27 protein-coding genes are annotated in these 23,340 nt (G+C 67.0%); 17 read left to right on the top strand and 10 right to left on the bottom strand.

Annotation, left to right across the window (positions count from 1 at the left end; translation table 11 throughout):
- The first annotated feature begins 10 nt into the window (after positions 1 to 10).
- The 4 genes from ACFC0O_RS31540 (at position 11) to menE (ending at position 3,134) form a co-directional block, all read left to right on the top strand.
- Positions 11 to 1,237 (top strand): anion permease, encoded by a 1,227-nt coding sequence (locus ACFC0O_RS31540; RefSeq protein ID WP_375964348.1) that lies wholly within the window; start codon positions 11 to 13, stop codon positions 1,235 to 1,237.
- Positions 1,224 to 1,517 (top strand): hypothetical protein, encoded by a 294-nt coding sequence (locus tag ACFC0O_RS31535; protein WP_375964345.1) that lies wholly within the window; start codon positions 1,224 to 1,226, stop codon positions 1,515 to 1,517. The genes ACFC0O_RS31540 and ACFC0O_RS31535 overlap by 14 nt, the downstream gene beginning before the upstream one ends.
- Before the next feature lie 81 nt (positions 1,518 to 1,598).
- Entirely contained in the window at positions 1,599 to 1,892 is a 294-nt protein-coding gene (locus ACFC0O_RS31530) for a DUF3349 domain-containing protein (protein ID WP_364642875.1), read from the top strand.
- A gap of 105 nt (positions 1,893 to 1,997) precedes the next feature.
- Complete coding sequence (gene menE, locus ACFC0O_RS31525; protein WP_375966352.1) at positions 1,998 to 3,134, top strand: o-succinylbenzoate--CoA ligase; 1,137 nt, start codon at positions 1,998 to 2,000, stop codon at positions 3,132 to 3,134.
- Positions 3,135 to 3,151: 17 nt separating this feature from the next.
- Here the strand turns inward: menE and ACFC0O_RS31520 are convergent, their stop codons facing one another.
- Positions 3,152 to 4,711, bottom strand: a complete 1,560-nt coding sequence (locus ACFC0O_RS31520) for a hypothetical protein (RefSeq protein ID WP_375964343.1) — start codon at positions 4,709 to 4,711, stop codon at positions 3,152 to 3,154.
- 280 nt (positions 4,712 to 4,991) lie between these two features.
- On the opposite strand from ACFC0O_RS31520, the gene ACFC0O_RS31515 reads away from it, so the two are divergent.
- The 5 genes from ACFC0O_RS31515 (at position 4,992) to ACFC0O_RS31495 (ending at position 8,997) form a co-directional block, all read left to right on the top strand.
- On the top strand, positions 4,992 to 6,002 hold the full coding sequence (locus ACFC0O_RS31515; RefSeq protein ID WP_364642879.1) for an ATP-binding cassette domain-containing protein: 1,011 nt from the start codon (positions 4,992 to 4,994) through the stop codon (positions 6,000 to 6,002).
- Positions 5,999 to 6,838, top strand: a complete 840-nt coding sequence (locus tag ACFC0O_RS31510) for an ABC transporter permease (RefSeq protein ID WP_375964340.1) — start codon at positions 5,999 to 6,001, stop codon at positions 6,836 to 6,838. The genes ACFC0O_RS31515 and ACFC0O_RS31510 overlap by 4 nt, the downstream gene beginning before the upstream one ends.
- A gap of 88 nt (positions 6,839 to 6,926) precedes the next feature.
- Positions 6,927 to 7,316 carry a hypothetical protein gene (locus ACFC0O_RS31505; protein ID WP_375964338.1) on the top strand — a complete coding sequence of 130 codons (390 nt, stop codon included), beginning with the start codon at positions 6,927 to 6,929 and terminating at the stop codon, positions 7,314 to 7,316.
- Between the two features lie 74 nt (positions 7,317 to 7,390).
- Entirely contained in the window at positions 7,391 to 8,131 is a 741-nt protein-coding gene (locus tag ACFC0O_RS31500; protein WP_375964336.1) for a DsbA family protein, read from the top strand.
- Positions 8,128 to 8,997: a cytochrome c biogenesis CcdA family protein gene (locus ACFC0O_RS31495; RefSeq protein ID WP_375964334.1), complete on the top strand. Its 870-nt coding sequence runs from the start codon at positions 8,128 to 8,130 to the stop codon at positions 8,995 to 8,997. The genes ACFC0O_RS31500 and ACFC0O_RS31495 overlap by 4 nt, the downstream gene beginning before the upstream one ends.
- A gap of 100 nt (positions 8,998 to 9,097) precedes the next feature.
- Here ACFC0O_RS31495 and ACFC0O_RS31490 read toward each other — a convergent pair whose 3' ends face one another.
- Positions 9,098 to 12,652, bottom strand: a complete 3,555-nt coding sequence (locus ACFC0O_RS31490) for a BTAD domain-containing putative transcriptional regulator (protein ID WP_375964331.1) — start codon at positions 12,650 to 12,652, stop codon at positions 9,098 to 9,100.
- Between the two features lie 80 nt (positions 12,653 to 12,732).
- Here ACFC0O_RS31490 and ACFC0O_RS31485 point away from each other — a divergent pair, with 80 nt between their 5' ends.
- Both ACFC0O_RS31485 and ACFC0O_RS31480 read left to right on the top strand, forming a co-directional pair.
- Positions 12,733 to 13,188, top strand: coding sequence for an SRPBCC family protein (locus ACFC0O_RS31485; protein ID WP_364642890.1), 456 nt, complete (start codon positions 12,733 to 12,735; stop codon positions 13,186 to 13,188).
- A 108-nt stretch (positions 13,189 to 13,296) separates the two neighbouring features.
- A complete protein-coding gene (locus tag ACFC0O_RS31480; RefSeq protein WP_364642892.1) occupies positions 13,297 to 14,166 on the top strand; it encodes a 1,4-dihydroxy-2-naphthoate polyprenyltransferase in 870 nt (289 codons plus the stop codon).
- 5 nt (positions 14,167 to 14,171) lie between these two features.
- Here ACFC0O_RS31480 and ACFC0O_RS31475 read toward each other — a convergent pair whose 3' ends face one another.
- From ACFC0O_RS31475 to ACFC0O_RS31465, 3 genes are all read right to left on the bottom strand, one after another.
- Positions 14,172 to 14,558, bottom strand: coding sequence for a phage holin family protein (locus ACFC0O_RS31475; RefSeq protein ID WP_364642894.1), 387 nt, complete (start codon positions 14,556 to 14,558; stop codon positions 14,172 to 14,174).
- A gap of 65 nt (positions 14,559 to 14,623) precedes the next feature.
- Entirely contained in the window at positions 14,624 to 15,208 is a 585-nt protein-coding gene (locus tag ACFC0O_RS31470; protein WP_375964328.1) for a Clp protease N-terminal domain-containing protein, read from the bottom strand.
- Entirely contained in the window at positions 15,208 to 15,429 is a 222-nt protein-coding gene (locus ACFC0O_RS31465; protein ID WP_375964325.1) for a helix-turn-helix domain-containing protein, read from the bottom strand. The genes ACFC0O_RS31470 and ACFC0O_RS31465 overlap by 1 nt, the downstream gene beginning before the upstream one ends.
- Positions 15,430 to 15,579: 150 nt before the next feature.
- On the opposite strand from ACFC0O_RS31465, the gene ACFC0O_RS31460 reads away from it, so the two are divergent.
- Positions 15,580 to 16,464: a helix-turn-helix domain-containing protein gene (locus ACFC0O_RS31460; RefSeq protein WP_375964323.1), complete on the top strand. Its 885-nt coding sequence runs from the start codon at positions 15,580 to 15,582 to the stop codon at positions 16,462 to 16,464.
- A 37-nt stretch (positions 16,465 to 16,501) separates the two neighbouring features.
- Here the strand turns inward: ACFC0O_RS31460 and ACFC0O_RS31455 are convergent, their stop codons facing one another.
- Together ACFC0O_RS31455 and ACFC0O_RS31450 are read right to left on the bottom strand one after the other, a co-directional pair.
- On the bottom strand, positions 16,502 to 17,587 hold the full coding sequence (locus tag ACFC0O_RS31455; protein ID WP_375964321.1) for a PLP-dependent cysteine synthase family protein: 1,086 nt from the start codon (positions 17,585 to 17,587) through the stop codon (positions 16,502 to 16,504).
- Entirely contained in the window at positions 17,584 to 17,892 is a 309-nt protein-coding gene (locus ACFC0O_RS31450) for a DUF4229 domain-containing protein (RefSeq protein WP_375964319.1), read from the bottom strand. The genes ACFC0O_RS31455 and ACFC0O_RS31450 overlap by 4 nt, the downstream gene beginning before the upstream one ends.
- A gap of 225 nt (positions 17,893 to 18,117) precedes the next feature.
- Between ACFC0O_RS31450 and ACFC0O_RS31445 the strand changes: the two genes are divergently transcribed.
- From ACFC0O_RS31445 to ACFC0O_RS31430, 4 genes are all read left to right on the top strand, one after another.
- Entirely contained in the window at positions 18,118 to 18,351 is a 234-nt protein-coding gene (locus tag ACFC0O_RS31445) for a BldC family transcriptional regulator (RefSeq protein WP_067567119.1), read from the top strand.
- A gap of 71 nt (positions 18,352 to 18,422) precedes the next feature.
- Complete coding sequence (locus ACFC0O_RS31440; protein ID WP_309230565.1) at positions 18,423 to 18,623, top strand: hypothetical protein; 201 nt, start codon at positions 18,423 to 18,425, stop codon at positions 18,621 to 18,623.
- Positions 18,624 to 18,719: 96 nt separating this feature from the next.
- A complete protein-coding gene (locus ACFC0O_RS31435; RefSeq protein ID WP_375964315.1) occupies positions 18,720 to 18,992 on the top strand; it encodes a hypothetical protein in 273 nt (90 codons plus the stop codon).
- 82 nt (positions 18,993 to 19,074) lie between these two features.
- Positions 19,075 to 19,599 (top strand): GNAT family N-acetyltransferase, encoded by a 525-nt coding sequence (locus ACFC0O_RS31430; protein ID WP_375964313.1) that lies wholly within the window; start codon positions 19,075 to 19,077, stop codon positions 19,597 to 19,599.
- Here the strand turns inward: ACFC0O_RS31430 and ACFC0O_RS31425 are convergent.
- Both ACFC0O_RS31425 and ACFC0O_RS31420 read right to left on the bottom strand, forming a co-directional pair.
- The gene (locus ACFC0O_RS31425) at positions 19,567 to 20,385 is read right to left on the bottom strand and encodes a DUF6585 family protein (RefSeq protein ID WP_375964311.1); all 819 of its coding nucleotides are present in this window, start codon (positions 20,383 to 20,385) and stop codon (positions 19,567 to 19,569) included. The two genes, ACFC0O_RS31430 and ACFC0O_RS31425, sit on opposite strands and share 33 nt — an antisense overlap.
- A 72-nt stretch (positions 20,386 to 20,457) precedes the next feature.
- On the bottom strand, positions 20,458 to 20,811 hold the full coding sequence (locus ACFC0O_RS31420) for a glyoxalase superfamily protein (protein WP_375964308.1): 354 nt from the start codon (positions 20,809 to 20,811) through the stop codon (positions 20,458 to 20,460).
- A 168-nt stretch (positions 20,812 to 20,979) separates the two neighbouring features.
- Between ACFC0O_RS31420 and ACFC0O_RS31415 the strand changes: the two genes are divergently transcribed.
- Positions 20,980 to 22,341 carry a DoxX family protein gene (locus ACFC0O_RS31415; RefSeq protein WP_375964306.1) on the top strand — a complete coding sequence of 454 codons (1,362 nt, stop codon included), beginning with the start codon at positions 20,980 to 20,982 and terminating at the stop codon, positions 22,339 to 22,341.
- A 366-nt stretch (positions 22,342 to 22,707) separates the two neighbouring features.
- Here ACFC0O_RS31415 and ACFC0O_RS31410 read toward each other — a convergent pair whose 3' ends face one another.
- Complete coding sequence (locus tag ACFC0O_RS31410; protein ID WP_364642913.1) at positions 22,708 to 23,193, bottom strand: hypothetical protein; 486 nt, start codon at positions 23,191 to 23,193, stop codon at positions 22,708 to 22,710.
- Between the last annotated feature and the right edge of the window lie 147 nt (positions 23,194 to 23,340).

Below are 23,340 nucleotides of genomic sequence, written 5' to 3'. Positions count from 1 at the left end.
ACTGAACGGTGTGTCTGCCGAACTGCTCGTTCTGCTGATCGTTGTTCTCACGGCCCTGGTATTCGACTTCACCAACGGATTCCACGACACCGCGAACGCGATGGCCACCTCGATCGCCACCGGTGCGCTCCCCCCTCGAACAGCCGTACTCCTTTCCGGCGGGCTCAATCTCGTGGGCGCCTTCCTGAGTGTCGCGGTCGCCGCGACGGTCGCCGAGGGCATTGTCGACCTCTCCGAAGTCAGCGGCCGGGCCCTGCTCGACATCGTCTTCGCGGGACTGGTCGGCGGCATTCTGTGGAATCTGTTCACCTGGCTGTTGGGTTTGCCGTCGAGTTCCTCGCACGCGCTGTTCGGCGGGCTCATCGGCGCGACCATCGCGGCGCTGGGCTGGGACGGCGTCATCTGGGCGGCGGGCAGCAAGGGCGTACTCGCCAAGATCATCATTCCGGCGCTGGCCGCACCCGTGGTCGCCGCGCTGGTCGCCGCGCTCGGCTCGTGGGCCGTGTACCGAATCACGCGCGGCAGCAATGAGAAGACCGTCGAGGGCGGATTCCGGTGGGGGCAGATCGGTTCCGCCTCGCTGGTCTCGCTCGCGCACGGCACCAATGACGCGCAGAAGACCATGGGCATCATCTTCCTGGCGTTGATCGCGCACGGTTCGGCCAAGGCCAGCGATCCGCTGCCGCTGTGGGTGATCGTGTCCTGCGCGGTCGCCATCGCCGCGGGCACCTGCCTGGGCGGCTGGCGCATCATCCGCACGCTCGGCAAGGGCCTGGTCGATATCGCGCCGCCGCAGGGCTTCGCGGCCGAATCCACCAGTGCGGCGATCATTCTCACCTCCGCGCACTTCGGCCTGCCGCTGTCCACCACGCAGACCGTGACCGGATCCATCCTGGGTTCGGGCATCGGACGGCCCGGCGCGGAAGTGCGCTGGGGCGTGCTCGGCCGCATGGTGGTGGCATGGGTGCTGACCCTGCCGCTGGCCGGTGTGGTCGGCGCGCTGTGCTGGGCCATCCTGAACGCCATCGGCGGCACCGCGGGCGTACTCGTGGTGTTCGCGCTGCTGCTCGCGGCGGCCGGAGCGATCTGGCGGCGCTCCAAGCGCACCGAGGTCAACTCGCACAACGTGAATGCCGACTGGAAGGCCGAGCACGCGGCGGCCGGACCCACCGGCGACGCCGCGCCGCCGAGCGCCGCGTTGCGCAGTGACGACACCGTCGGCAATGGAATCGGATAGGAGCGACGCCGTGCACACCTTCCTGTCCAATATCAGCGATCTGTGGCGGGTCACGCTGGCCGCCTTGGTCTTCGGGGCCGGACTGCCCGTCATCTTCGCGTTCGGCATTCGCTACCGCTCGCAACTGGACGACGGCGCGACCGGAGCGGCGCGCACCACCGCGGTCGCCATCTCCGCGCTCTGCTTCGCCGTGGTCATGATCGCGGTGGTGGTCGGTGTGCTCTTCATCGCACGCGGCTTCCTCGCGAGCCGGCTCGGCATCCATCTGCTCGGCGCCTGACGCCACGGGAAGAAAGGCACGCAGCTGACTACTCCGGAACAGCCGAACACCGATCCGGCGCGCACCCCGCCGCGCCAGAACGTGCTGCAAAAAGTCCTGGACTGGCTCAAAGCCGGGTATCCACAGGGCATTCCGCAGTCCGATTACGTGGCGCTGCTCGCGGTGCTGCACCGGCGGCTCACCGATTACGAAGTACACCTGGTCGTCGAGGAGCTGGTGAGCGAACGCGTCGCCACCGGCGAGATCGAACGCGCCGATATCGAGGCCGCCATTTCCCGAGTTGCCAAGGAACAACCCGGCGAGGACGATATCGCCCGAGTGGCCTCCCGGCTGGCAGCCGGTGGATGGCCACTGGCGACACCGACGTCCGACTGACCGACCGACCACCATCGACCCCCGGCCTCGGACCCCCACAGGTGCGCGGCCACCCCATCACATGACACGATCGCGAACGTGAGCAATACCCTCCGCACCCTCCCCATGCCCACCGGTGCATCGGTGGGCGATGTATTGCCGCACCTGCGGGAAGCCCTCGAGGGCAACGGCCCCGCCTGGCTACCCATACCCACCGCCGACCGCCGCGAGGCACAGCGGCTCAGCAGCAGCCTGCGGCCCGGCGAGGAGATCGACGACGAGGTGGCGCTGGTCGTCACCACCTCCGGCACCACCGGAATTCCCAAGGGCGCCATGCTCTCCGCCGCCGCGCTGCGCGCCAGCGGGGAGGCCACGCACACCCGCCTGGGCGGGCCCGGACAGTGGTTGCTGGCGCTGCCGACCCATCACATCGCGGGCATCCAGGTGCTGCTGCGCAGCATTCAGGCCGGGACCGAACCGGCCGTGCTCGATGTGTCCGGCGGCTTCCTGCCCGAGGGGCTGGCCGCGGCCATCGCCGGGATGCGCGGACCGCGCCGGTACACCTCGCTGGTGCCGACCCAGCTCATCAAGGCCCTGGACGAACCCGCCGCCACCGCGGCGCTGGCGCAGCTCGACGCCGTGCTCATCGGCGGCGCGGCCACCCCGAAACCGGTGCTGGAACGCGCTCGCGCGGCGGGCATCACCATCTTCCGCACCTACGGTATGAGCGAAACCTGCGGCGGCTGCGTCTACGAGGGAATCCCCTTGGACGGCACCGAGGTCCGCATCGAGGACGGCCGCGTCCTGCTCGGCGGCGCGACCCTGGCCAAGGGCTACCGCAATCAGCCCGACCATCCGGCCTTCGCCGAACCCGGCTGGTTCCGCACCGAGGACGCGGGCAGCTTCGAGGACGGCGTCCTCACCGTCACCGGGCGGCTCGACGAAGCCATCATGACCGGCGGGCTGCTGGTGCTGCCCCAGGTGGTCGAGGCGGTGCTGATCACCCATCCGGCCATCTCCGAATGCGTGGTCCTGGGCCTGCCCGATTCCCGCCTGGGTCAGCGCGTGGTCACCGCGATCGTCACCGCCCCCGGCGCGACCGCCCCCACCCTGGACGAACTCCGCGACCACGTGGTCGCCGAACTCGACGCCATCGCCGCCCCGCGCGAACTCGCTGTGCTGCAAGAACTCCCGATGCGCGGCGTCGGCAAACCCGACCGCGCCGCGCTCCGCGAGTATCTCCTCAGCACCTCCTCCAACTGACCGTCCCGTCGGGGGGTCTACGCCCCCGGGGCGGGCTCGGCGGGCTGGCCGAAGAGCGCGGGTATCGCGTTGGCGATCATCGGGGCCACACTCGCGGCGAGTTGGGTCAGACCGTCCATCGGTGCGATCGGCGGAACATCCTGTGGCGCTTTCAGATCGGCCGCCAGTTGCGGTGCCACCGGAGCGATGAAGTCGGCAACCGCCGGAATCAGTTGTGGCGGAACGGCCGCGGCGACTTCCGGTGGGACGCCCGCGGTGATGAGCGGCGACACCTCTGGTGCCTTCGGCGCGGGGGCGAGGTCCGCGATCGGGTTGCGCGCCACATCGCCCTGGAGTCGCAGGGTGTTGTAGGCGTTCACGCCCGAGATGATGCCGACCGGAACACCGATCGCGAGACTGCCGATGGTGCCGCCCATCGCGCCGAGCAGGGCCGCGCCGGTGAGGCAGCCGCCCGCGAATCCGGTGGCGGTGCCCGCGAGCGCCGCGGAGAAGGTGCCCGCCGTGCCCGCGCCGATTCCGCCTGCGAGACAACCGATGATGAGCCCGGTCATACCGCCGACCAGGCCGCCGACGCTGACCGCGAGACCGAACTGGGTGCCCACCGCGCTGTACGCGTCGTTGATGTCCTTCTGCCGCTGCACCGGATCGGGATTCGGCTTGGTCCCGGGTGCGGGCGGGGCGGCCGGGTCCGCCGCCGGATCGTCGATGAATCCGGTGATCGGGACGGTGGCCGGGGCCTTGCACACCGGATCCGGCAGGTCCGCCGCATTGCGGGGCAGCTTGTCGGCCGAGGGCAGCCGGGAGATGGGGACGGTGCCGACGGGGCAGGGCACCGCAGCGTTGGGCCACAACGCCATCGGCGAACCGAGCGTGAGCGTATTGCCCATGACGTAGCGGCCGTGCGCGTCCAGCACCTGGAAGTTGTTGAGCAGTTGCAACTCTCGTTCACCGCCGGGTCCCGGCTGCAATGGATCGGTTCCGGTGCCCGGCGCCTGCACGATCAGCGAGCCGATCGGCGTGGTCAGGTAGGCGGACATATCGGTGAGATCGCCGGTGTAGACCACACCCTGCATGAGCCCGACCGTCACCCGGGACATGCCTTCCCGGACCGCCTGCTCATGCGGTGTCAGATCGGCGGTATTGCCCGGCAGCGGCGGCGGGATCTCCCGCCCGAACGGCACATGATGCAGCGTGCTGCGGTCCTCGCCGAGGATCAGATTCCCCGAATGATCGCGCAGCTGATAGTGATTGTTGCCGATCAGGCTGACCGCCACGTCCGGGCCGTAGATGGTCGACAGCCGCCGATAGGCGTTGCTGCGCAGGTACACATCCCCGGTGAGCTGCATATCGTTCTCACCGCACAGCGGATCCCGCGGCGGGATCGGCGCGAGCGGGTCATCGGCGTCCGGCGTCGGCGGGCAGGTCAGCAGCAGCTGGTTCGAGCCCGGATCGTCCGCTTGCGCGGCATGCGAATCCGGGGCGTCCACCGCGAGCGGCGTGGCATGCGCGGTGACGGTGGTCACGACCGCGGTCAGCGCGGCCAGGGCCGTGGTCAGGGCGACGGGAACGACTCTCAACGGAACCTCGCAATCCATACGCACGGGACGAACCGGGAACGAAAAGCAGGTCGAGCAAGAACGTGTGGCCAGGCTAACAAGCGCGGGTCCGAATGCCTGGGAACGCGCGGCGGCGGTGACGAATGCGCTGCTCATGAGGGTCACCGCAGGCTCGAGCGGGTCTCGCCACGCCAGCTTGCGCGCTCGCGCGACCGGCTTGCGTGAGTGCCGTCACCGGCTTGCGTCGGCGCGCAATCGTCATGCAAGGGGCGTGTAAGTCCGGGTCCGCAGAGTATGGGTCATGACTTCATACACACCTGCTGAGGCACTCGCCATCGAGGCGAATGACCTGGTCAAGATCTTCGGGGAGCAGCGGGCTGTCGACGGCGTGAGCCTGGCGGTTCCGCGCGGCGCGGTGTACGGCGTACTCGGCCCGAACGGCGCCGGGAAGACCACCACCATTCGCATGCTCGCCACCCTGCTGAAGCCCGATGGCGGCAGCGCCCGCATCTTCGGCCGCGATGTGCTGACCGAACCCACCGCGGTCCGCTCGCTGATCGGCGTGACCGGGCAGTACGCCTCGGTCGACGAAAAGCTCACGGCCACCGAGAATCTCATTATCTTTTCGCGGCTGCTCGGCCTGTCCAAGGCCGACTCCCGGCGCAAGGCCGCCGAACTGCTGGAGGAGTTCGGACTCGAGGAGGCCGCCAACAAGGCCCTGGAGAACTTCTCCGGCGGTATGCGGCGTCGACTCGATCTGGCCGCCAGCCTGATCTCCACCCCGCCGCTGCTGTTCCTGGACGAGCCGACCACCGGTCTGGACCCGCGCACCCGCGCCCAGATGTGGGAGACCATCCGCCGCCTGGTGCGTGAGGGCTCGACCGTACTGCTCACCACGCAGTACCTGGACGAGGCCGATCAACTGGCCGACCGGATCGCGGTCATCGATCGCGGCAAGGTCATCGCCGACGGCACCTCCGACGAATTGAAGGGCTCGGTCGGCCTGTCCGCGCTGCAGCTCACCCTGGAGGACCGCGGCCGCATCGATGAGGCCCGCGCCCTGGTCTCGGAGTACCTGTCCCGCGCCGAGGGCAAGACCGTCGAGGCGACCGTCTCCCCCGAGGCGGGCCGCATCACCGCACCGCTGCCCGATCCCGCCATCACCACCGACATCCTGATCCGGTTGCGCGAGCACGACATTCGGGTCGAAGAAATCAATGTCAGCAAGCCCAGCCTGGACGAGGTGTTCTTCGCGCTCACCGGACACGGTGCCGAAGACGACTCCGCCGATACCGAAAAGAGCGCGGCATGACCACCACACTCACCTCGCCGGACCTGACCAAACAGGTCGCCCCGGCCCCGATTCCCGATGTCAGCAATCACATCAGCCTCAAGAAGACCGCGCAGAACTCGCTGACCATGGCGTACCGCGGCCTGCTGAAGATCCGGCACAATCCGGAGCAGCTGTTCGACGTCACCGTGCAGCCGATCCTGTTCACCGCGCTGTTCGCCTACATTTTCGGCGGCTCGATCGGCGGCAGCGTCTCGGGTTATCTGCCGCTGCTCATTCCCGGCATTCTGGTGCAGACGGTGGTGCTGACCTCGGTCGCCACCGGCACCCAGCTGCGTGAGGATATGGACAAGGGCGTCTTCGATCGCTTCAAATCCCTTCCCATCGCCCGTATTTCGGCGCTGGCGGGCGCACTGCTGGCCGATATGGTGCGCTACGGTCTGGCGACCACGCTCACCGTGATCGTCGGTCTCGCGCTCGGCTACCGTCCCGAGGGCGGCGTGCTCGGTGTCGTGGCGGCCGGACTGGTCGTGGTGTTCTGCTCCTTCGCCATCAGCTGGATCTGGGCGCTGGTCGGCGTCACCGGTAAGAGCGCGGCCTCGGTGCAGGGCATCTCGATGATGATCATGTTCCCGCTGACCTTCATGGGCGGCACCTTCGCACCGGTCGACAAGATGCCGGGCTGGTTGCAGGGCATCAACAAGGCCAACCCGATCTACTACATGTGCAATACCGCCCGCGAGCTCATGAACGGGACCGGCGTCACCGCCAACCTGGCGTGGTCGCTCATCGGCGGCGTCGTGGTGATCATCGTGTTCGCCCCGCTCGCACTGCGCGCCTACATGCGGCACGCATAACCCGAAGCACGCCGAATGCCCGTCCGCCGAATCCCCGGTGGGCGGGCATTTTGCCGTGCCCGCGAGTTCGGCTGTTATGGTCGGGGCGGTGAATTCCCATCCTGCCCCGCACAGCCGGAAGTCATTCCGGCTGTCGTGTGCTGCGCTGCTGATGGGCCTTTTCGCCATTGTCGGATTGCTCGCCGCGGTCGCGGATTGGGGTTCGACACAACAGGTTTCGGTACAGGCGGCGGTAGCGCCCGCCGATACCGCGACGACCATTCACTCGCCCTTCTGCGAGCGCCGGGATCAACAGGGTTCGGACCCGATCGGCCAGGTCGCCGCACCACCGCGTGCCGCGGCGGATCAGCTGCTCACGCCGGTATTCGCGGTGATCCCGGAACTCCCCGCCACCCAGTGGCTTTCCTATGACATCCAGCCGCGCGGGCCGACGCTGCCCGTGACATCCCCCCATCTGACGACGGTGCTGATCATTTAGGAGACCCGGCGTACAGCCATGTCTTCCAGCACATTTCACATCGATCAGGACCCGAGTCGTCCAGGGGTATTCGCATGTCCAAAACTCGTAAGAAGCGTCCGAGCGGCAATAGGAAGATGTTCGCCGGGCTCGCATTGTTCGCGGCGGCCTGCCTGCTCGCCATCGCCGGTTTCCAAATGCTCGGCGGCGAAAAGAAATCCACGCCGGAAGCGGCCACCGCCACCACCAATCCCATGTTCGCCGAACTCGCGAAACTGGCGCGCCGCGATGCGAGCGATCCGCTCGCACTCGGCCGTGCCGACGCCCCCGTGGTGATGATCGAGTACTCGGATTTCCAGTGCTCGTTCTGCCGCACCTTCGGCCGCACCATCGAACCGAAGCTCATCGCGAAATATGTGGATCAGGGTGTGCTGCGCATCGAATGGCGCAATTTCCCCATCTTCGGCGCGGAATCGGAGAACGCGGCCCGTGCCGCGTGGGCGGCCGCCCAGCAGGGCAGATTCTGGGAATTCCACAACACCGTGCAGGCGAACGCGCCCGAGAAGAAGAACACCGGCGTGCTGACCCCGAACCGGCTGGCCGAATTCGCCGAACAGGCGGGCGTACCGGATATCGCGAAGTTCCGCGCGGATCAGGACTCCCCCGCCGCCACCGCGGCCGTCCAGCGCGATGCCGCCGAAGCGTATTCGCTCGGCGCGTCCTCCACACCGACCTTCCTGGTCAACGGCCGCCCGGTGCTCGGCGCGCAACCCATCGAACAGTTCTCCGCCGTGATCGAGGCGGCAGCGAATATCGCGTCGGGGAACGCGGAATGAGCGGCACCGTAGGCTTTTTCGCGGCCTTCCTGGGCGGCCTGCTGGCACTGCTGAGCCCGTGCAGCGCACTGCTGCTGCCGAGCTTCTTCGCGTACTCGTTCACCTCGAGCGGCAGACTGCTGGCTCGCACCGGCATGTTCTATCTGGGCCTGGCCACCACGCTGGTACCGCTCGGCATCGCGGGATCGTTTGCGGGACAACTGTTCTCGAACAATCGCGAACTGCTCATCACCATCGGCGGCTGGACCATCATCGGTCTGGGCGTGCTGCAGATCCTCGGGCGCGGTTTCAGTTTCGGCTTCGCCCAGCGTGCGGCGGCGAAACAGGGCCGCCCCGAACGATCCGGTGCGGTGTATCTGCTCGGCCTGGTCTACGGCCTGGCCGGATTCTGCGCCGGGCCGATTCTCGGTTCCATTCTGGCGGTGGCCGCGGTCGGCGGCTCACCGGTCGAGGGCGGTCTGCTACTGGCGGTCTACGCGCTCGGCATGGCGGCCCCGCTGTTCGCGTTGGCGGCGTGCTGGGACCGTTTCGATCTGGGTCGGCGGAAGTGGTTGCGCGGCAGGTCATTCAGCATCGGAAAATTGGAATTGCACACCACCGCACTGATTTCCGGACTGTTCTTCATTCTGCTGGGCACCGTATTCCTGCTCTTCGACGGCACCTCGGGTCTGCCGGGCCTGCTGGGCGCGGAAACCGAATTCCACCTGGAAGCGGCGGTGCAGCGCCTGGGTCGAGCGGTGTCCGACACCACCGTGCTGCTGATCCTGGGCGCGGGCGCGTTGGGTCTGATCGGCTGGCGGCTGCTACGCACACAGGAGCCGACCGGCACCGCCGAGCAAGCTCCGGAATTCGCCGAGAAAGACTGACCTGCAAGGACATTCGGCCCGCGCAGCACGCTCGCGGGCCGAATGACCGGGCCGACACCGCGCCCGCGATACCGCCGACCGGGCGCACCGGCCGCGCGAATCAGCGGTTTTCGTGTACCTCGCGCATCAATTCCATGATCCGCTCCGAGGCACCGCGCCGATTCCAGCGGGTCGCCGCACGCGTCGCCGCTTCGAGGCGTTCCGCGCCCACCGCGGGCAGGTTCAGCTCGATGTGCCGCCGCCAGTGCATGGACGGATAGTCCTGCCGCGCGAAGACTTTCGGCGCGAGCACGAGAATCTCCAGCCCCCGGTCGAGATCGCGCCCGGACGTGAGTAGATAGCTGCCGACGGCCGTGGCGACGGCGCCGATCTGCGGCAGATCCCAGAACTGCCCGAGCTTGAGCACGGCCAATCCGACCAACTGCGCTACCAATTCGTCGATCTCGGCCAGATGCCCGTGCAATACGTGCGCGTCGATCACCGCCGAGGCCACCATGAGATCGCCGGGACCGGGTGCGACCGCGCCGTGCGGCCAGGCCATCAACCGCAGGGCCTGCCGGAAGCGGGCCAATCCGGTATCGATATCGCCCTCGGCCAGTTCGAGTTCCGCCAGCCCGGCGGTCACGGTGGCGCGCCGGTGATTCGGCGGCACGTCGACGTGCACCACGGCCGGATCGATACCCGCGCCGGGCAGCAGTGGCGCGAGTTCCCGCCGCGCCTGGTCGAGCTGTCCGGTGCCGGTCAGCGAGACCGCCAGATAGCTGCGGATCTCCACACTCTCGTCATAGGCGCGCAGCGTGGTGAGCAGTTCGGCGGCGCGCCGGTAGTACTCCACCGAATCGGTGTAGCGCGCGGACTGCGCGTACATGCCGCCCAGGTGCTGGCACACCATGGCGGTGCCCCACAGATCGTCCTGCGCACCGGTTGTCAAGGCGCGCACCGCATCTCGGATGGAGCCGTATACATCGCCGGAGTTCTCCCGGACATTGGCGCGGAACAGCAGCGCCACCACCCGGGTGTGCGCGTCCGGCGAATGCGTGCCCTCGCAGAATTTCCGGCCCAGCTGCACACCGTTCCTGGTCAGCGCCGCCAGTTCGCCGAGGAAACGGAAGGCCGGGCTGAGCGGACCTCCGCTGCGCAGCAGTCGCCGTACCCGGGTGCGCACGCGCATGACATCGCGATTGCCCTCACCGCCCAGGAACATCATGTGCAGGCCCAGAATGAGCTGCCCGAACATCTGCAGATCGGCTTCCTCCGCGCCGAGCGCGCCGGTGCGCAGCGGCATGGTCGCCATGCGGGAGGACCAGCTCATCAGTTCCAGGTGCGCGCCGCGCATCATCCACAGCATGGCAAGGACCGGGTACACAGCGTGCGCGGTCGCGGTGTCACCGCGGTCGACGGCGTACCGCAGCACCGCGTTCAGGTTGTCGGCCTCGGCGGCGACGCCGAGCACCACCGCCACCTGATCGTCGCCGTGATACCGGCGCGCCGAGAGGAGCGCGAATTCCCTTGCCCAGCAGGCCATCCGGTCCATCACCAGATCGGCGTCCCCGGTGACGGCGAACTGTTCCTCACCGTATTCGCGCACCGTCTCCAACATGCGGTAGCGGGTGCCGTCGTATTCGGGATCATCGGATTCCAGCACGGTGAGCAAGGATTGGCCCACCAGACCGTCGACAGCGGCCGCGGCATCGGTGATATCGGATCCGGCGAGCACGATCTCGGCCGCGGCCAGCGTGAATCCTGCCGGGAATCGGCACAGTCGGCGCAGTGCGGCGCGCTGTTCCCCGTCGAGCAGGTTCCAGCTCCACTCGATTACCGCGTGCAGGGTGCGATGCCGTTCCGGGGAACTGCGATCACCGCTGCGCAACAGCGCGAAACGGTGATCGAGCCGGGACTCGATCTCCTCCACGCTCATGGTGCGGGTGCGCGCGGCGGCGAGTTCGATGGCCAGCGGCAGACCGTCCAGGGTGCGGCACAGTCGCGCCACCACCTCCGGATCCAAGCGCACCGACGGCCGCACCGCGCGCGCCCGCGCGATGAACAGTTCGGTGGCCGGTGAACCCTGCGCGTCGATGGTCAAGGGCGGCAAAGGGTATACCGTTTCCGCCGTGATCTGCAGTGGCGCGCGACTGGTGGTGAGCACCGTCAGCTGATCGCTGGCCCCCACCAGATCGGCGACCAGTTCGGCGACCGCGTCCACCAGATGTTCGCAATTGTCGAGAATCAGCAGGATGGGCCGCGCGGACAGCGCCTCGCGCAATCGCTGCCCCAGATCCCGGGTGCGTGTGGCCCGCAGAATATTGGTGTCGCGGCTGAACTCGCCCACCCCGAGCGTGGTCGCGATGGCGGCCTCGATCTCCACCCGGGTCTCGGCTTCCCCTGCCGGATCCGCGCGCAGCGATGCCAATTCGACCAGCGCCACCGTGCATTCGTGTGCAACGCGCGCGCCGAGCTCATTGGCGACCCGGGTCTTGCCAGTGCCTCCCGGACCGAGCACCGTGGTCACCCGCGACGTGCGCAGCAGTCCTTCCAGCGCATCGATATCGGCTTCGCGCCCGAGCAGCGGATTCGGCGCGGCCCGCAATCCGATCCCCACCCCGGCGCCGTCACCGGCATCGCGCGTTCCAGCCGCGTGCTGTGCCGCGGCCATCCGCCGCAGACTCTGCGCCGAACCCCAGCCCGCGCCGGAGTCGCTCGAACCATGCCCGACGGGATTCGGCTGAAGGCTTCGATCCGTTCCGATTCCCGGCCGCTCGTCCGTCGAATAACGTTGCCCGGCAGGGTTATTCGCACCGGAACCGTAGTTGTTCGAGCCCGGCGAACCACTACCCGACCCGGGTGATTGCGCTCCAGGTAGCGGTTCGCCGCGGAGCAGGGCGGTGTTCATGGCGGTGAGTGCGGGGCCCGGGTCCGCGCCGAGTTGATCGACCAAACGGGTTCGGAGGGAGGCGAATACGTCCAGGGCTTCGTTGGTGCGCCCGGCGGCGGCGAGCAGGCGCATGAGGGTGCCGTGCGCGGGTTCGTCGAAAGGTTGTGCGGCGGCCGCGGATCGGGCCAGCTCGAGGGCTCCGGCCAGATCGCCGACGGCTTCGCGGGCGGCGAGTTCGAGGGTGTCCAGGCCGTGACGGCGGGCGGTGGCGAGTTCGGTGAGTTCGTCCGCGACCGATCCGGCGGGCAGATCGGCGGCCGGATCACCGCGCCAGAGCGTGCGGGCCTCGGCGATCAGAGCCAGGCAGTGGGTGTCGTCGCCGCGCGTATGCGCCTGGCGCGCTTGGTTTTCCAGCTGCTGAGCCAGGGTCAGGTCGACCTGATCGGAGCGCAACACCAGGCGGTATCCGGCGGGGCCGATCTCCAGCGCGCCCTCGGGCAGGGTGGAACGCAACCGCGAGACCTGGGTGTGCAGCGCGTTCATCGGGGCGCGCGGCGGATCCTCACCCCAGACGTCGTCGATCAGGGCCTGCGCGCTGCGGCTGCGACCGGGATGCGTGGCCAGGGCCGCGACCAGCAGGCGCGCCCGGGCTCCGGGTACGGGTGCGAGCCCGCCGTCGCGACGTACGGCGACCTCGCCCAGCAGGGCCAGCAGGACCGTGTCGCTCGCGGGTGCCGGCCGGGTACTCCCGGCGCCGTTGGCACTGCCTGTTTCCGAAAACATTCCTTGCCAATCCTAGGTGAGCGACGCGGAGGACGCCCGATTCACCGGATCCGTCGGTGCGGTCCCCTACGCTGGCGATCATGGCCGCATTCGACATCCACCGGGAAACGGTCATCAAGGCCGATCCCGCCCGGATCCAAGCACTCGTCGACGACTTCCACCAGTGGCAGCAGTGGTCACCGTGGGAGGGTTTGGATCCGGCCATGGAACGCACGTACAGCGGGGCCGATCGCGGTATCGGCGCCCGGTATTTCTGGAGTGGCAACCGCAAGGCGGGCCGCGGCGATATGGAGATCACCTCGGTCACCTCGCAGGCCATCGGCATTCGATTGAATTTCGAGAAGCCGATCCGGAACACCAATCAGGTCACCTTCGAATTCATCGCGCAACCCGAGGGCACCGCCGTCAGCTGGCGGATGACCGGTGAGCGCAGCGGCCTGATGGCGTTCATGGCCAAGCTCATGCCGATGGATTCCATGATCGGCAAGGACTTCGAGAAGGGCCTCGCGCAATTGAAGGCCGCCGCGGAAGCCTGAGCACGGCCCGCCGTGGAAGCCTGAGCGCGGCCCGCCGCGGAACCATGAGCGCGCCCCGCCCGACACGCTGACGGGTGCGGCCGGAACCCTCGCACTAGGCTGCGATACATGGCTACAGCAGCACAGTGGATCGAGGGCGCTCGGCCGCGCACTCTGCCGAACGCGATCGCTCCGGTCCTGGCGGGCACGGGGGCCGCCGCCTCGATCGACGGGGCGGTGTGGTGGAAAGCGGTGCTGTGCCTGCTGCTTTCGCTGTCCCTCATCATCGGCGTGAACTACGCCAACGACTATTCCGACGGTATTCGCGGCACCGATGACGAGCGGGTCGGGCCGCTGCGCCTGGTCGGCTCCAAATTGGCGTCGCCCCAGGCGGTCCGCAATGCCGCCATCGGCTGCCTGGTCCTGGGCGCTGTGATCGGCTTGATCCTGGTCCTGACCAGCGCCTGGTGGCTGCTGATCGTGGGCGCGGCCTGCCTGGCCGGGGCCTGGTTCTACACCGGCGGCCGAAATCCTTACGGCTACAGCGGTTTCGGTGAGATCGCGGTCTTCGTGTTCTTCGGCCTGGTCGCGGTGCTCGGCACCCAGTTCGTACAGGCCGGACGCGTCGATTGGGCCGGATTGGCCTGTGCGGTCGCGGTGGGCGCGTTCTCCAGCGCGGTGCTGGTCACCAATAATCTGCGCGATATCCCGACCGATTCGGTCACCGGTAAGACCACGCTCGCGGTGCGCCTGGGCGATACCCGTACGCGCACACTGCATATCGTGCTGTTGGCGGTCCCGTTCCTGGCCACGCTGGCATTGGCCGCGCGCACCCCGTGGGCGCTGGCCGGTCTGCTCGCGCTGCCGCTGGCGATCAAGGCCAATGAGCCGGTCCGCACCGGCAAGAACGGGCCGGGACTCATTCCCGCCCTTGCCGGTACGGGCCTGGCGCTGTTGATCTGGTCGGTCGTGACCGGACTGGCGCTGGCCTTCGGCTGAGTCGTTCAGTCCTCGTCGGGGACGAGCACGCCGAGCACCCAGTTCACCAGTGTGATGATGATGGCGCCCCAGAACGCGGCCCAGAATCCGTTCACATGCAGCTGGTAATCGGTGTGCTCGGTGATCTTCGAGGTCAGCCACAGCATGAGCGCGTTGACGATCAGCAGGAAGAGCCCGAGCGTCAACACCACCAGCGGCAGTGACAGCAGTTTCACCAGCGGCTTCACCAGCGCGTTCACGATGGTGAAGATGACCGTGATCACCGCGATGACGAGGATCTTGTCGGTGGTCGTGGCCGGATCGTCGGGACCGTGGATCTCGATTCCGCCGACCCATACGGACGCGAGCCAGATGGCCACACCGTTGATCAGCAGACGTAGCAGGAGCGTCATGCCCCGATCGTAGGGCGCGAACGCGTCGGAGGGTGATCTTCACACGCGTTCGCACCCCGTCCGCCTCAGGCCGCGTGATCGAGGTAGTCGCCGACGGCGGCGCGCAGCGTCTTGGTCGCGGTCTCGTCGCCGAGCAGTCGCCGCGTCGCGGCATTGGGGGCGCGCAGGATGCCGAGCAGAATGTGCCCGGCCTCGATGCGATCGTCACCCCGGGTGAGCGCCTCGCGCAGGGACAGCTCCAATACTTTCTTGGCGTCCCGGTCGAAGGGGATGTGCCCGTTGGCGATTCCCCAGCCGCGCATGCGCCCGCGCCTGGGTTCCTCCACCGGGACCGCCCGTTCGAGCGCGTCCTCGCCGAAGGTGGCCTCCAGGCTTTCCCGCACGGCGTCGAGATCGATGCCGATGGAGCGCAGCGCGGCCGCGTCCTCTTCACCGAGGGGTTCGGTGGTTCGCTTGCGCGCCAGCGCTTCTCGCACGCCTTCGGCGGTGTAGCCGTGATCGGCGAGCACCTGTTTGAGCCCCGCGTCCGGGCTGACCAGCAGCCCGAGCAGCACATGCTCCATTTCGACGGCTGGCGAACGCAGTTCGCGTGCTTCCTCCTGCGCGATGACGATCGCGTATTTGGCCGCCTTGTCGAATCGTTCGAACATCAGCGGATACCGCCCTTCCGGTTGTACTTCTGGTGGACCGCCTGCCTGCTGACCTCGAGCGAGTCGGCGATGGCCTGCCAGGACCAGCCCTGCTTGCGGGCATTGGTGACCTGGATGGCCTCGAGTCGCTCGAGCAGCCGGCGCAGGGCGAGGACCGCGCGGAGTCCGACCTGCGGGTCGGGGCTGCCGGCGGCGGCCGCCAGAGTCGTTGCTTCACTCATGACGTCAATTTACGTTGACGTCGCGAGCGTGTCAACGAAAATTGACACGACCGGAAACCGGGGCGACCCGGCGCGACTTCAGATTTGTTGTTGTTTCAAACTGGGGCGAAAACGGGATACCGCCCCACCCTAGTAAGGTCACCCTAAGTAATGAATGGAGTACCCACGTTCGGCGAGTACATTCGCCAGCGCCGGACAATCGCGAACCTCACCCGCCCGCAACTGGCATGGCTCGCCAACCTGTCCGTGCCCTATCTGACCAAGATCGAGGGCGGCGCGAATCCCTCCCGCCGCGTCATCGAATCCCTCGGCACCGCACTGGAACTGCGGGCCGTCGAGTTCGAATACGCGCTCACCCTGGCCGAGGGGCCGTTCCCGCGTGGCACCCCGGATCATCCGACCGCCACCGATCTGGAGTACCTGCACCTGCTCAACCCCAAGATCGCGGCGTACATCTCCGGCACCCTGGACGTGCTGGCCGTGAATGCCGCGCACGCGGAGACCTTCCCGCAGCTCGACCCCGGCACCAACTACGTGGAATGGCTACTGCTGAATCCGGTGGCCCGGACCGTACTGGTCGATTGGGAGAGCGAGACGCGGCAGACCCTCGGCATGTTCCGCATGCTGCTCGCCCGGCATGGCCCCGATCAGCACACTTCGCGGATTATCGAGAACTGCACGGCGAGTCCGGAGTTCGAGGCCATGTGGCGCGATGAGAGTCTGTCCAGTGAGCGACGCGATCGCAGCAAGGTGGTGCGCGATCCGAAAACCCTCGCCATCACCGAGTTGCGAATGAACATCTGGCGCACCTCCTCGACCCTGCAGTCCTGGATGTTGGTGGTCGGCGCGGGGGTCGATCAACCCATGGCGGTCACTCGTCCAGTGCTGCGCGAAATGCCAAAAGCGTCAAGGGCTATTAACGCCGATGAGACGCGGGAGTTATCCCCCGAACGACCGAACATGAATGCTTCACTTCGCGAGCAAGCACCAACCCAACCGTTACAGCAAATCATCAGCAATCAATCGGAGGGGTGAGCGGCCCTTCTCAGCCGAGCCCTGTGCGGTGCGAAAACTAGCCCGACCAAGTACCGGTGGCGATGAATCGATCGATGATCGCGGTCGGTTCGTCCAGGCTCAGCCCTTGACCGGCAACCCACGCGTCATTGAAATAGGTTCCGGCATAACGGTCCCCGCCATCACAGAGCAGAGTGACCACACTGCCGGTGCGACCGGCCGCGATCATGTCGGCAATCAGGGCAAACGCACCCCACAGATTGGTGCCGGTGGATCCGCCGACCCGGCGGCCGAGCACCCGGCTCGCATGCCGCGCGGCCGCGATGGAACCCGCGTCCGGCACCTCGAGCATGCAGTCCACGACCTGGCCGACGAAGGACGGCTCCACCCGCGGGCGGCCGATCCCCTCGATCCGGGAACCCATCCCGGTCTGATAACCCGCGTCGGAGAGCTCATAGCCGCCGTAGAAGGCCGAATTCTCCGGATCGACCACGGCCAGTTTGGTGGCGTGGCGGCGATACCGGATATAGCGGCCGATGGTCGCGCTGGTGCCGCCCGTGCCCGCGCCGACCACGATCCACTCCGGCACCGGATGCGTCTCCAGAGCCAGCTGCTGGAAGATCGATTCGGCGATGTTGTTATTGCCGCGCCAGTCCGTCGCCCGCTCGGCGTGCGTGAACTGGTCCATATAGTGGCCGTCGCACTCGCGCGCCAAACGCGCTGCCTCGGTATAGATTTCGGGGCCTTTTTCGACCAGGTGGCTGCGGCCGCCCTGCGCCTCGATGAGCGCGATCTTCTCCGGCGAGGTGGTGGCGGGCATGACCGCCACGAAGTCCAGGCCCAGCAGTTTCGCGAAGTACGCCTCGCTGATGGCGGTCGAACCGGACGAGGCCTCCACCACCGTGGTGCCCTCGCTGATCCAGCCATTGCAGATGGCATACAGGAACAGCGATCTCGCCAGCCGATGCTTGAGACTGCCGGTGATATGGGTGGATTCGTCCTTGAGGTACAGCTGCACGCCCCATTCGGCGGGCAGTGGATAGCGCAGCAGATGGGTATCGGCGCTGCGCTGGGCGTCCGCGTCGATCAGCCGGACCGCGTTGTCGACCCAGTCGCGGGGCGCCGAGCGATCGCAGCGTTTCACTGGTCTTCGCCGCGTAGTCGCGTCATGAGCTGTTCGCGATCACTGCGCCGCTTGGCGTCCACGGCGGCGATGTCCTTGTTCACCTGCGTCCGCAGCTTCTTGAACAGCAGCAGCGACAGCGGCATGGCGATGAGCAGCGCGAACAGCGCGGCCACGATGAGCGGGATGTCGACCTTCACGATGGCGGCCACGCCCAGGATGATCGCGGCGATGACGACGACCAGGCCGAGCCGGGCGACGGTGTAGAGGGCCAGATGTTTGGCCAGCCGGCGGCCCGCGCTCTCCGGTGGGGTTGCGTCACTCACGCTGACAGCCTAGGTGACGGGGATTCGGGCATATGCGGTGCCCTCCGCCCGAATGTCGCTGGATATTCGCTACTCCGGAGTAGTCAGTGACCGCGAACACAGTACGGATATCCGTTTTGTCTATTACTTCCCCTTTACCAAATCGAGACTGTTCGAACACTCGGGGGGTGCAGTGCAACGATGTCGCTACTGATGAGGGATCTGACAAAACGGAAAGGTTTGCGAATGACTGCGTTCACCGCGGCGAGCCGCGTAATGGGTTCCGTCAACAGCCAGGACACCCTGCTCACCCCCGGCCAGGTAGCAGCAATGTTCCATGTCGATCCGAAGACCGTTACCCGGTGGGCTCATGCGGGACGGCTCGGCTCATTGCGGACTCCGGGCGGTCACCGCCGGTTCCGCGAAAGCGAAGTTCTGCAGCTTCTCCGGTCTCTCACCACCGAGGCGACCCGCGTCTAACCCCTATTTACCGTTTCCGCGGTGCCGCGGGTACGGACACGGATTACCCTCGTTGGCAGGAGGTGAGCGACGTGACGTACCTGTTGGCACTGATCGCGGTAGTGGCCGTCGCGATGTTGTGCTGGAAAGCTTTCGGCCCCCAGCGACCGGCCCGCACCGGCACAGCATCGGCACCACGCAACCGCATCATCGGTCCCGATGACGATCCCGATTTTCTCTGGCGGTTATCCCGCCAGCACCGGGACGGCGAACCCGGTTCTCCCGATCACTGATGTTTTCGAGGTCCGGTCGGCATTCTTCTAGCAAACCGACCGGCCTCTTTTTCCGAGCGCATACTGGTGTCACCCGACGCGACCGGAAGGTGCCCCATGGACAAGGAAGAGAACCTCTCACAGGACGCACGCCGCAAGCAGGGCGACACCCATGCCGCCGAACGCCGTGAGCAACGCCGCGAAGTCGACGACGCCCGCCTGGCCTCCGGCACCGGCCCGCCCCCCGATCCCCTGCTCGAACCGATGCAGGCCAAGGTCGCGGAGAACAATCACACCGACAACCACAAATGGGACCGCGCCCGCGCCAAGGAAGCCACCGCCGAAGCGGTGAAACTGGCCAACGCCGACCTCGGCGACACCGCCCCCTGACTCCCCCGCATCCCCGCCGCCGCTACCGCCCGGCGGGGATATTCATGTGCGCATCGCCCCCGCCCCAACCAGAATCGGCGAAATGCCCGCATCCACCCTCACCACCGCGCGCCTGACCCTCACCCCGGCCACCCCCGCCGACCACCCCACCCTGCTCGCCCACTGGACCACCCCCGCGGTCCGCGAATTCCTCTTCGACGGCAAAACCCTCACCCCCGAAGAGATTTCCCACACCATCACCACCAGCCAACACACCTTCACCACCGCCGGCCACGGCCTCTGGCTCATCACCACCGACACCTTCATCGGCACCGCGGGCCTGCGCCCCTTGGACGACCTGGGCCAGGAGATCTACTACAGCCTGACCCCCGAGTCATGGAGGCGGGGCTACGCTTCCGAAGCGGCGCACGCGGTGATCGACTACGCCTTCGAAACCCTCCGTCTCCCAGCGGTTTTCGGTGAAGTGGACGAGGCGAACACCGCCTCCGCCGTTCTCCTGGAACGCCTCGGTCTGACTCGATTCGCCACCGTCCCAGGCGAACTCGGCCCGCTGCTGCGTTTTCGCCGGTACGCCTCAGTCGACGGCGGAAATACGCCCGTGCGATGACCGCAGGTGCTCGAAAAGCGCCTGGAAGACAAAGAAATTCGGAATCCGGCTGATCGGCGTCGTGGAAAGCCCGAAGAATTTGCCGTCCACGCCGATCGACGCACTACCCGAGACGACGACCAGTTGCTCCGCTCGATCCCATCCGACGGACTTGCGGCCGGAACCCACCTCGGTGGCCGAGATCCACAGATCGCCGAAGGCCACCCGCTCGCCGGCGCGCACCCGGGCAGCGACCCTCGGCAACTGGGCGGTGGTGACTGCCTGCTGGATCTCGGGTCCCCAGGTCAGTACATTCGCGACGGCTTCGTTGACCACCGCGCGAGCGCCATCGGGACCCGCGAACGTGTAGTGATACGTCGTGCCCTGAAAGACGCCATTGCGGTAGTGCTCGGTGATTCGCTGTAGTACCTCGGCCGTCTCGTATCGGAACGCGACCACCCCGCCCGGCTGTGCGGTCACCATGCCGTGCTCGAAGAGATCGAGCCGACTACCCCCGACCTTCCGGTCATATCGCCACGTCCGCACGACCCCGATGAGCACCGTTCCGATCATCACCACGGAGAAGAATCCCGCGAGCCCCTGCAACCATTCCAGATTCGCCGCCACTCCGATGGCGGTCAACGTCACCCCGCCGAGCATCAGGAAGAACGCGGTCCGCACCGCACCCCAATTGGCCGGCGCGGCCGGATACGCGGACCGATGCGCCCCGAGTCCGGCCTGCTCCGCTATCTGCCCGATGCGCCGCAAGAGCTCCGCATCCGATGCGGGCGCAGCGAATTCAGTCATGATCTCCCCCTCGTACCGAATCATTTCCTCGGCGAAGGGTATCGGATCGGCCGATCACCCGCCCAGATGGCGTCAGTCGCGGTGGGCGGCGATATTGAGTACGTTGCCGTCGGGGTCGCGGACGAAGAAGCGGCGGATGCCCCATTCCTCTGTGGTCAGCGGATGGACGATTTCGTAGCCGAGTTTCATCGCCTCCGCGTAGGCGGCGTCGACGTCGTCGGTCATCACCGAGATCGCCGAATCGACCGGTGCGGTGGCATCACCGCTGACGAGTTGCAGATTCGCGCCGGTCTCCGGCGAGGTGTAGCGGGCCACCCAGCCCAGATTGAACTCTTCGACGCTCAGGCCGAGAAAGTCGATGTAGAAACCTTTCGCGGCCTCGATATCGGCCACCGGCAGATTGGTGACTATGCGTTTGGCGTGCATTCGCTACTCCTGGCTCGTGACGGATATGCCGATCGTAAATCGGGGGCACAAATTCTGGGGGCAGTGGGGGTTGGGGCAAGGGTTTTGCCGGATTCACCGGGGGCGGGGGGCGCAATAACGTTCTGACCTGCAAAGGAATTGGCCGTCGAGGCCGTGGGAGGGAAGATCGTGGTTGCGCAGTTGACGGCCGAGGTGGTTGGGGCGGATACCGAGCCGGGCGGGGTGGATCGATGGCATCCGTTGGTGCGCATGGCTTTTCGGTTCGGGTTCGTGTTCGTGGGGCTGGGGATGGCGGGGGTGTGGCTGGCGACGGCGCTGTTTCGGTCACTCGGGGTGTCGCAGGAGTCGGTGACCGAGTTGGGGACGTGGACGGCATTGCATCCGCTGACCGATTGGGTCGGATCGCAGGTGTTCGGCACCGTGGTCGATTTCACGCCTACGGGGAGTGGAGATACTGCGGCGCAGTGGGTTTCGGTGTTCACCTGGTTGCTGGTGGCGATCGCGGCGACCGGGGTGTGGTCGGTGCTGGATCGGCGGCGCGGGGACTACGCGCGGCTGTACGGGTGGTTCCGACTGCTGCTGCGGGCCGCACTGGTGAGTGCGCTGCTGCTGTACGGGATGGTGAAATTGCTGCCGTCGCAGATGTCGATGATTCTGCAGCGACTGGTGGAACCGTTCGGGGATATGAGTCCGATGTCGGTGCTGTGGGCACAGACGTCGCTGTCCGAACCGTATGAAATCGCTTTGGGGGCAGCGGAAGTCACGGCGGCGCTGCTGCTGGTGCTGCCGGTCACCGCGGGGCTGGGGGCGGTGCTCGCGTTCATCGTGACATTGCAGGTGGCGCTGCTGAATTTGACGTTCGACGTGCCGGTGAAGATCTTCTCACTGCAATTGCTCATCCTCGCGGTGGTGCTCGCGACCCCCGATATCGGACGCACGGTGCGGGCGCTGATCGGCCGGACGGTGCCCGCGCGCGTTCCGGAACTGCGCTTCGGCAGCCGCCGCGGGAATCGGATAATGCTTGCGGCCCAACTGATTTTCGGTGGCTGGCTGCTGTTCACCGCCATCAGCGAGGGGTACGACGGCTGGCAGACCTACGGCAGCGCGCGCCCGCAGTCGCCGCTGTACGGCATCTGGAATGTCACCGAATACACCGTCGCCGGTCAGCAGGTGCCCGCCCTGGTCGATTTCCGCGACGGATCGCACGGCGGCCTGCCGAACGCCTCGGATCGCTTGCGGCGCATCATCTTCGATATCCCGACCGCCGTCACCGCACAGCGCATGGACGATTCCCTGCTGGCTTTCCCGGCCGAGATCGATACCGACCGGCGCACCATCACCATCGCCCAGGATTCGGCGCGGACGTTCGCCAGCCTGAACTACGAACAGCCGCAACCGAATCAACTGATCCTGGATGGTTCGCTAGCGGGCCGCCCGATCCATATGCGGCTGACGCTGGTCCCCCTGGACCACTTCCCCGCGGTCTCCCGCGGTTTTCACTGGGTGCAGGCGACGCCCTATATGCGCTAGCCCGCGCGGCTGATGAGTGAGCGTGTAGGCGGCGCGCTGTTCGCGCCCCCGATAGTCGAGGTCGGTGCCGCCGCCGAGGTGTGAGGCGACGCGCAGGGTGAGCCAGATGCCGACCGGCAGGACGGCTGTCGCGGGGTCGATCACGTCTTCTCCCAAGGGTTTCCGGTACATGCTGTAACAGACATCAGCACAGTACAAGCACCCGCGGTATCGACTGAAGATTACTGTGACGTGATGTCGCACTCATTCGCCGCAGGGCCGTCCGGCGAGTGCCCCGGCACACACCCCTGCCCCCGAAAACAGTTCGGGGGCAGTCGAATCGAATTCGACTGCCCCCAAAAATATGGAGCTACCTACCCCGAGGGATCAGGGCAGAACCTGCGGGATGACGTCGGGGGCGATGGCCCCGACGATCAGGCCGACGAGCGCGCCCTGGAAGGCCGGGCCGAGGGCGCACAGCGGGATGAGCACGATACCGACAATGGTGGCGGCACAGACGACCGCGCCGACCACGGCGCCGACAATCGCGCCGGCGGCGGCGCCGTTGCCCAGCGGATCATGGTTGGCCGCATTGGGATTGGTGGCGATCTCCTGCGCGGCCGCGACCGGCTGCACCTCGTCCTGCACGGCAGGCTGTTCGACGACGGCCGCGGCCTCGGCGACCGGAGCGGCCTGCTGCACCGCGATCGGGGCCTGCTCGGCCGAGATCACCTGCGTCACGGCGGCGGGCTGGAGGATTCCGACAGGAGCGTCGGCGGAGGCGGTTCCCGACCCGACGACGGCAATGCCGACGGCGAGCGGCAATGCCGCGATAAGAGCCTTACGACCGAAATTACGCATGGTGCGACGCATGATTTTCCTAATTCTCCCGACCCCGTGCGCGCTCGAATGAGATGGCGCGCAGAACGTTTCACGTTGCGAAAGGCAACGGAACAAGTTCTATCCGATCGCGGTCGGCAAATCAAGCCCGAGTACCGTTATGCGCACTCGGGCCAATTG

Origin of the sequence: Nocardia sp. NPDC056100 (genome assembly GCF_042266325.1) — a bacterium.
Lineage (GTDB): Bacteria > Actinomycetota > Actinomycetes > Mycobacteriales > Mycobacteriaceae > Nocardia.
The sequence above is the reverse complement of the archived record's forward strand: the minus strand, read 5'-3'. Positions and strand labels throughout refer to the sequence as shown.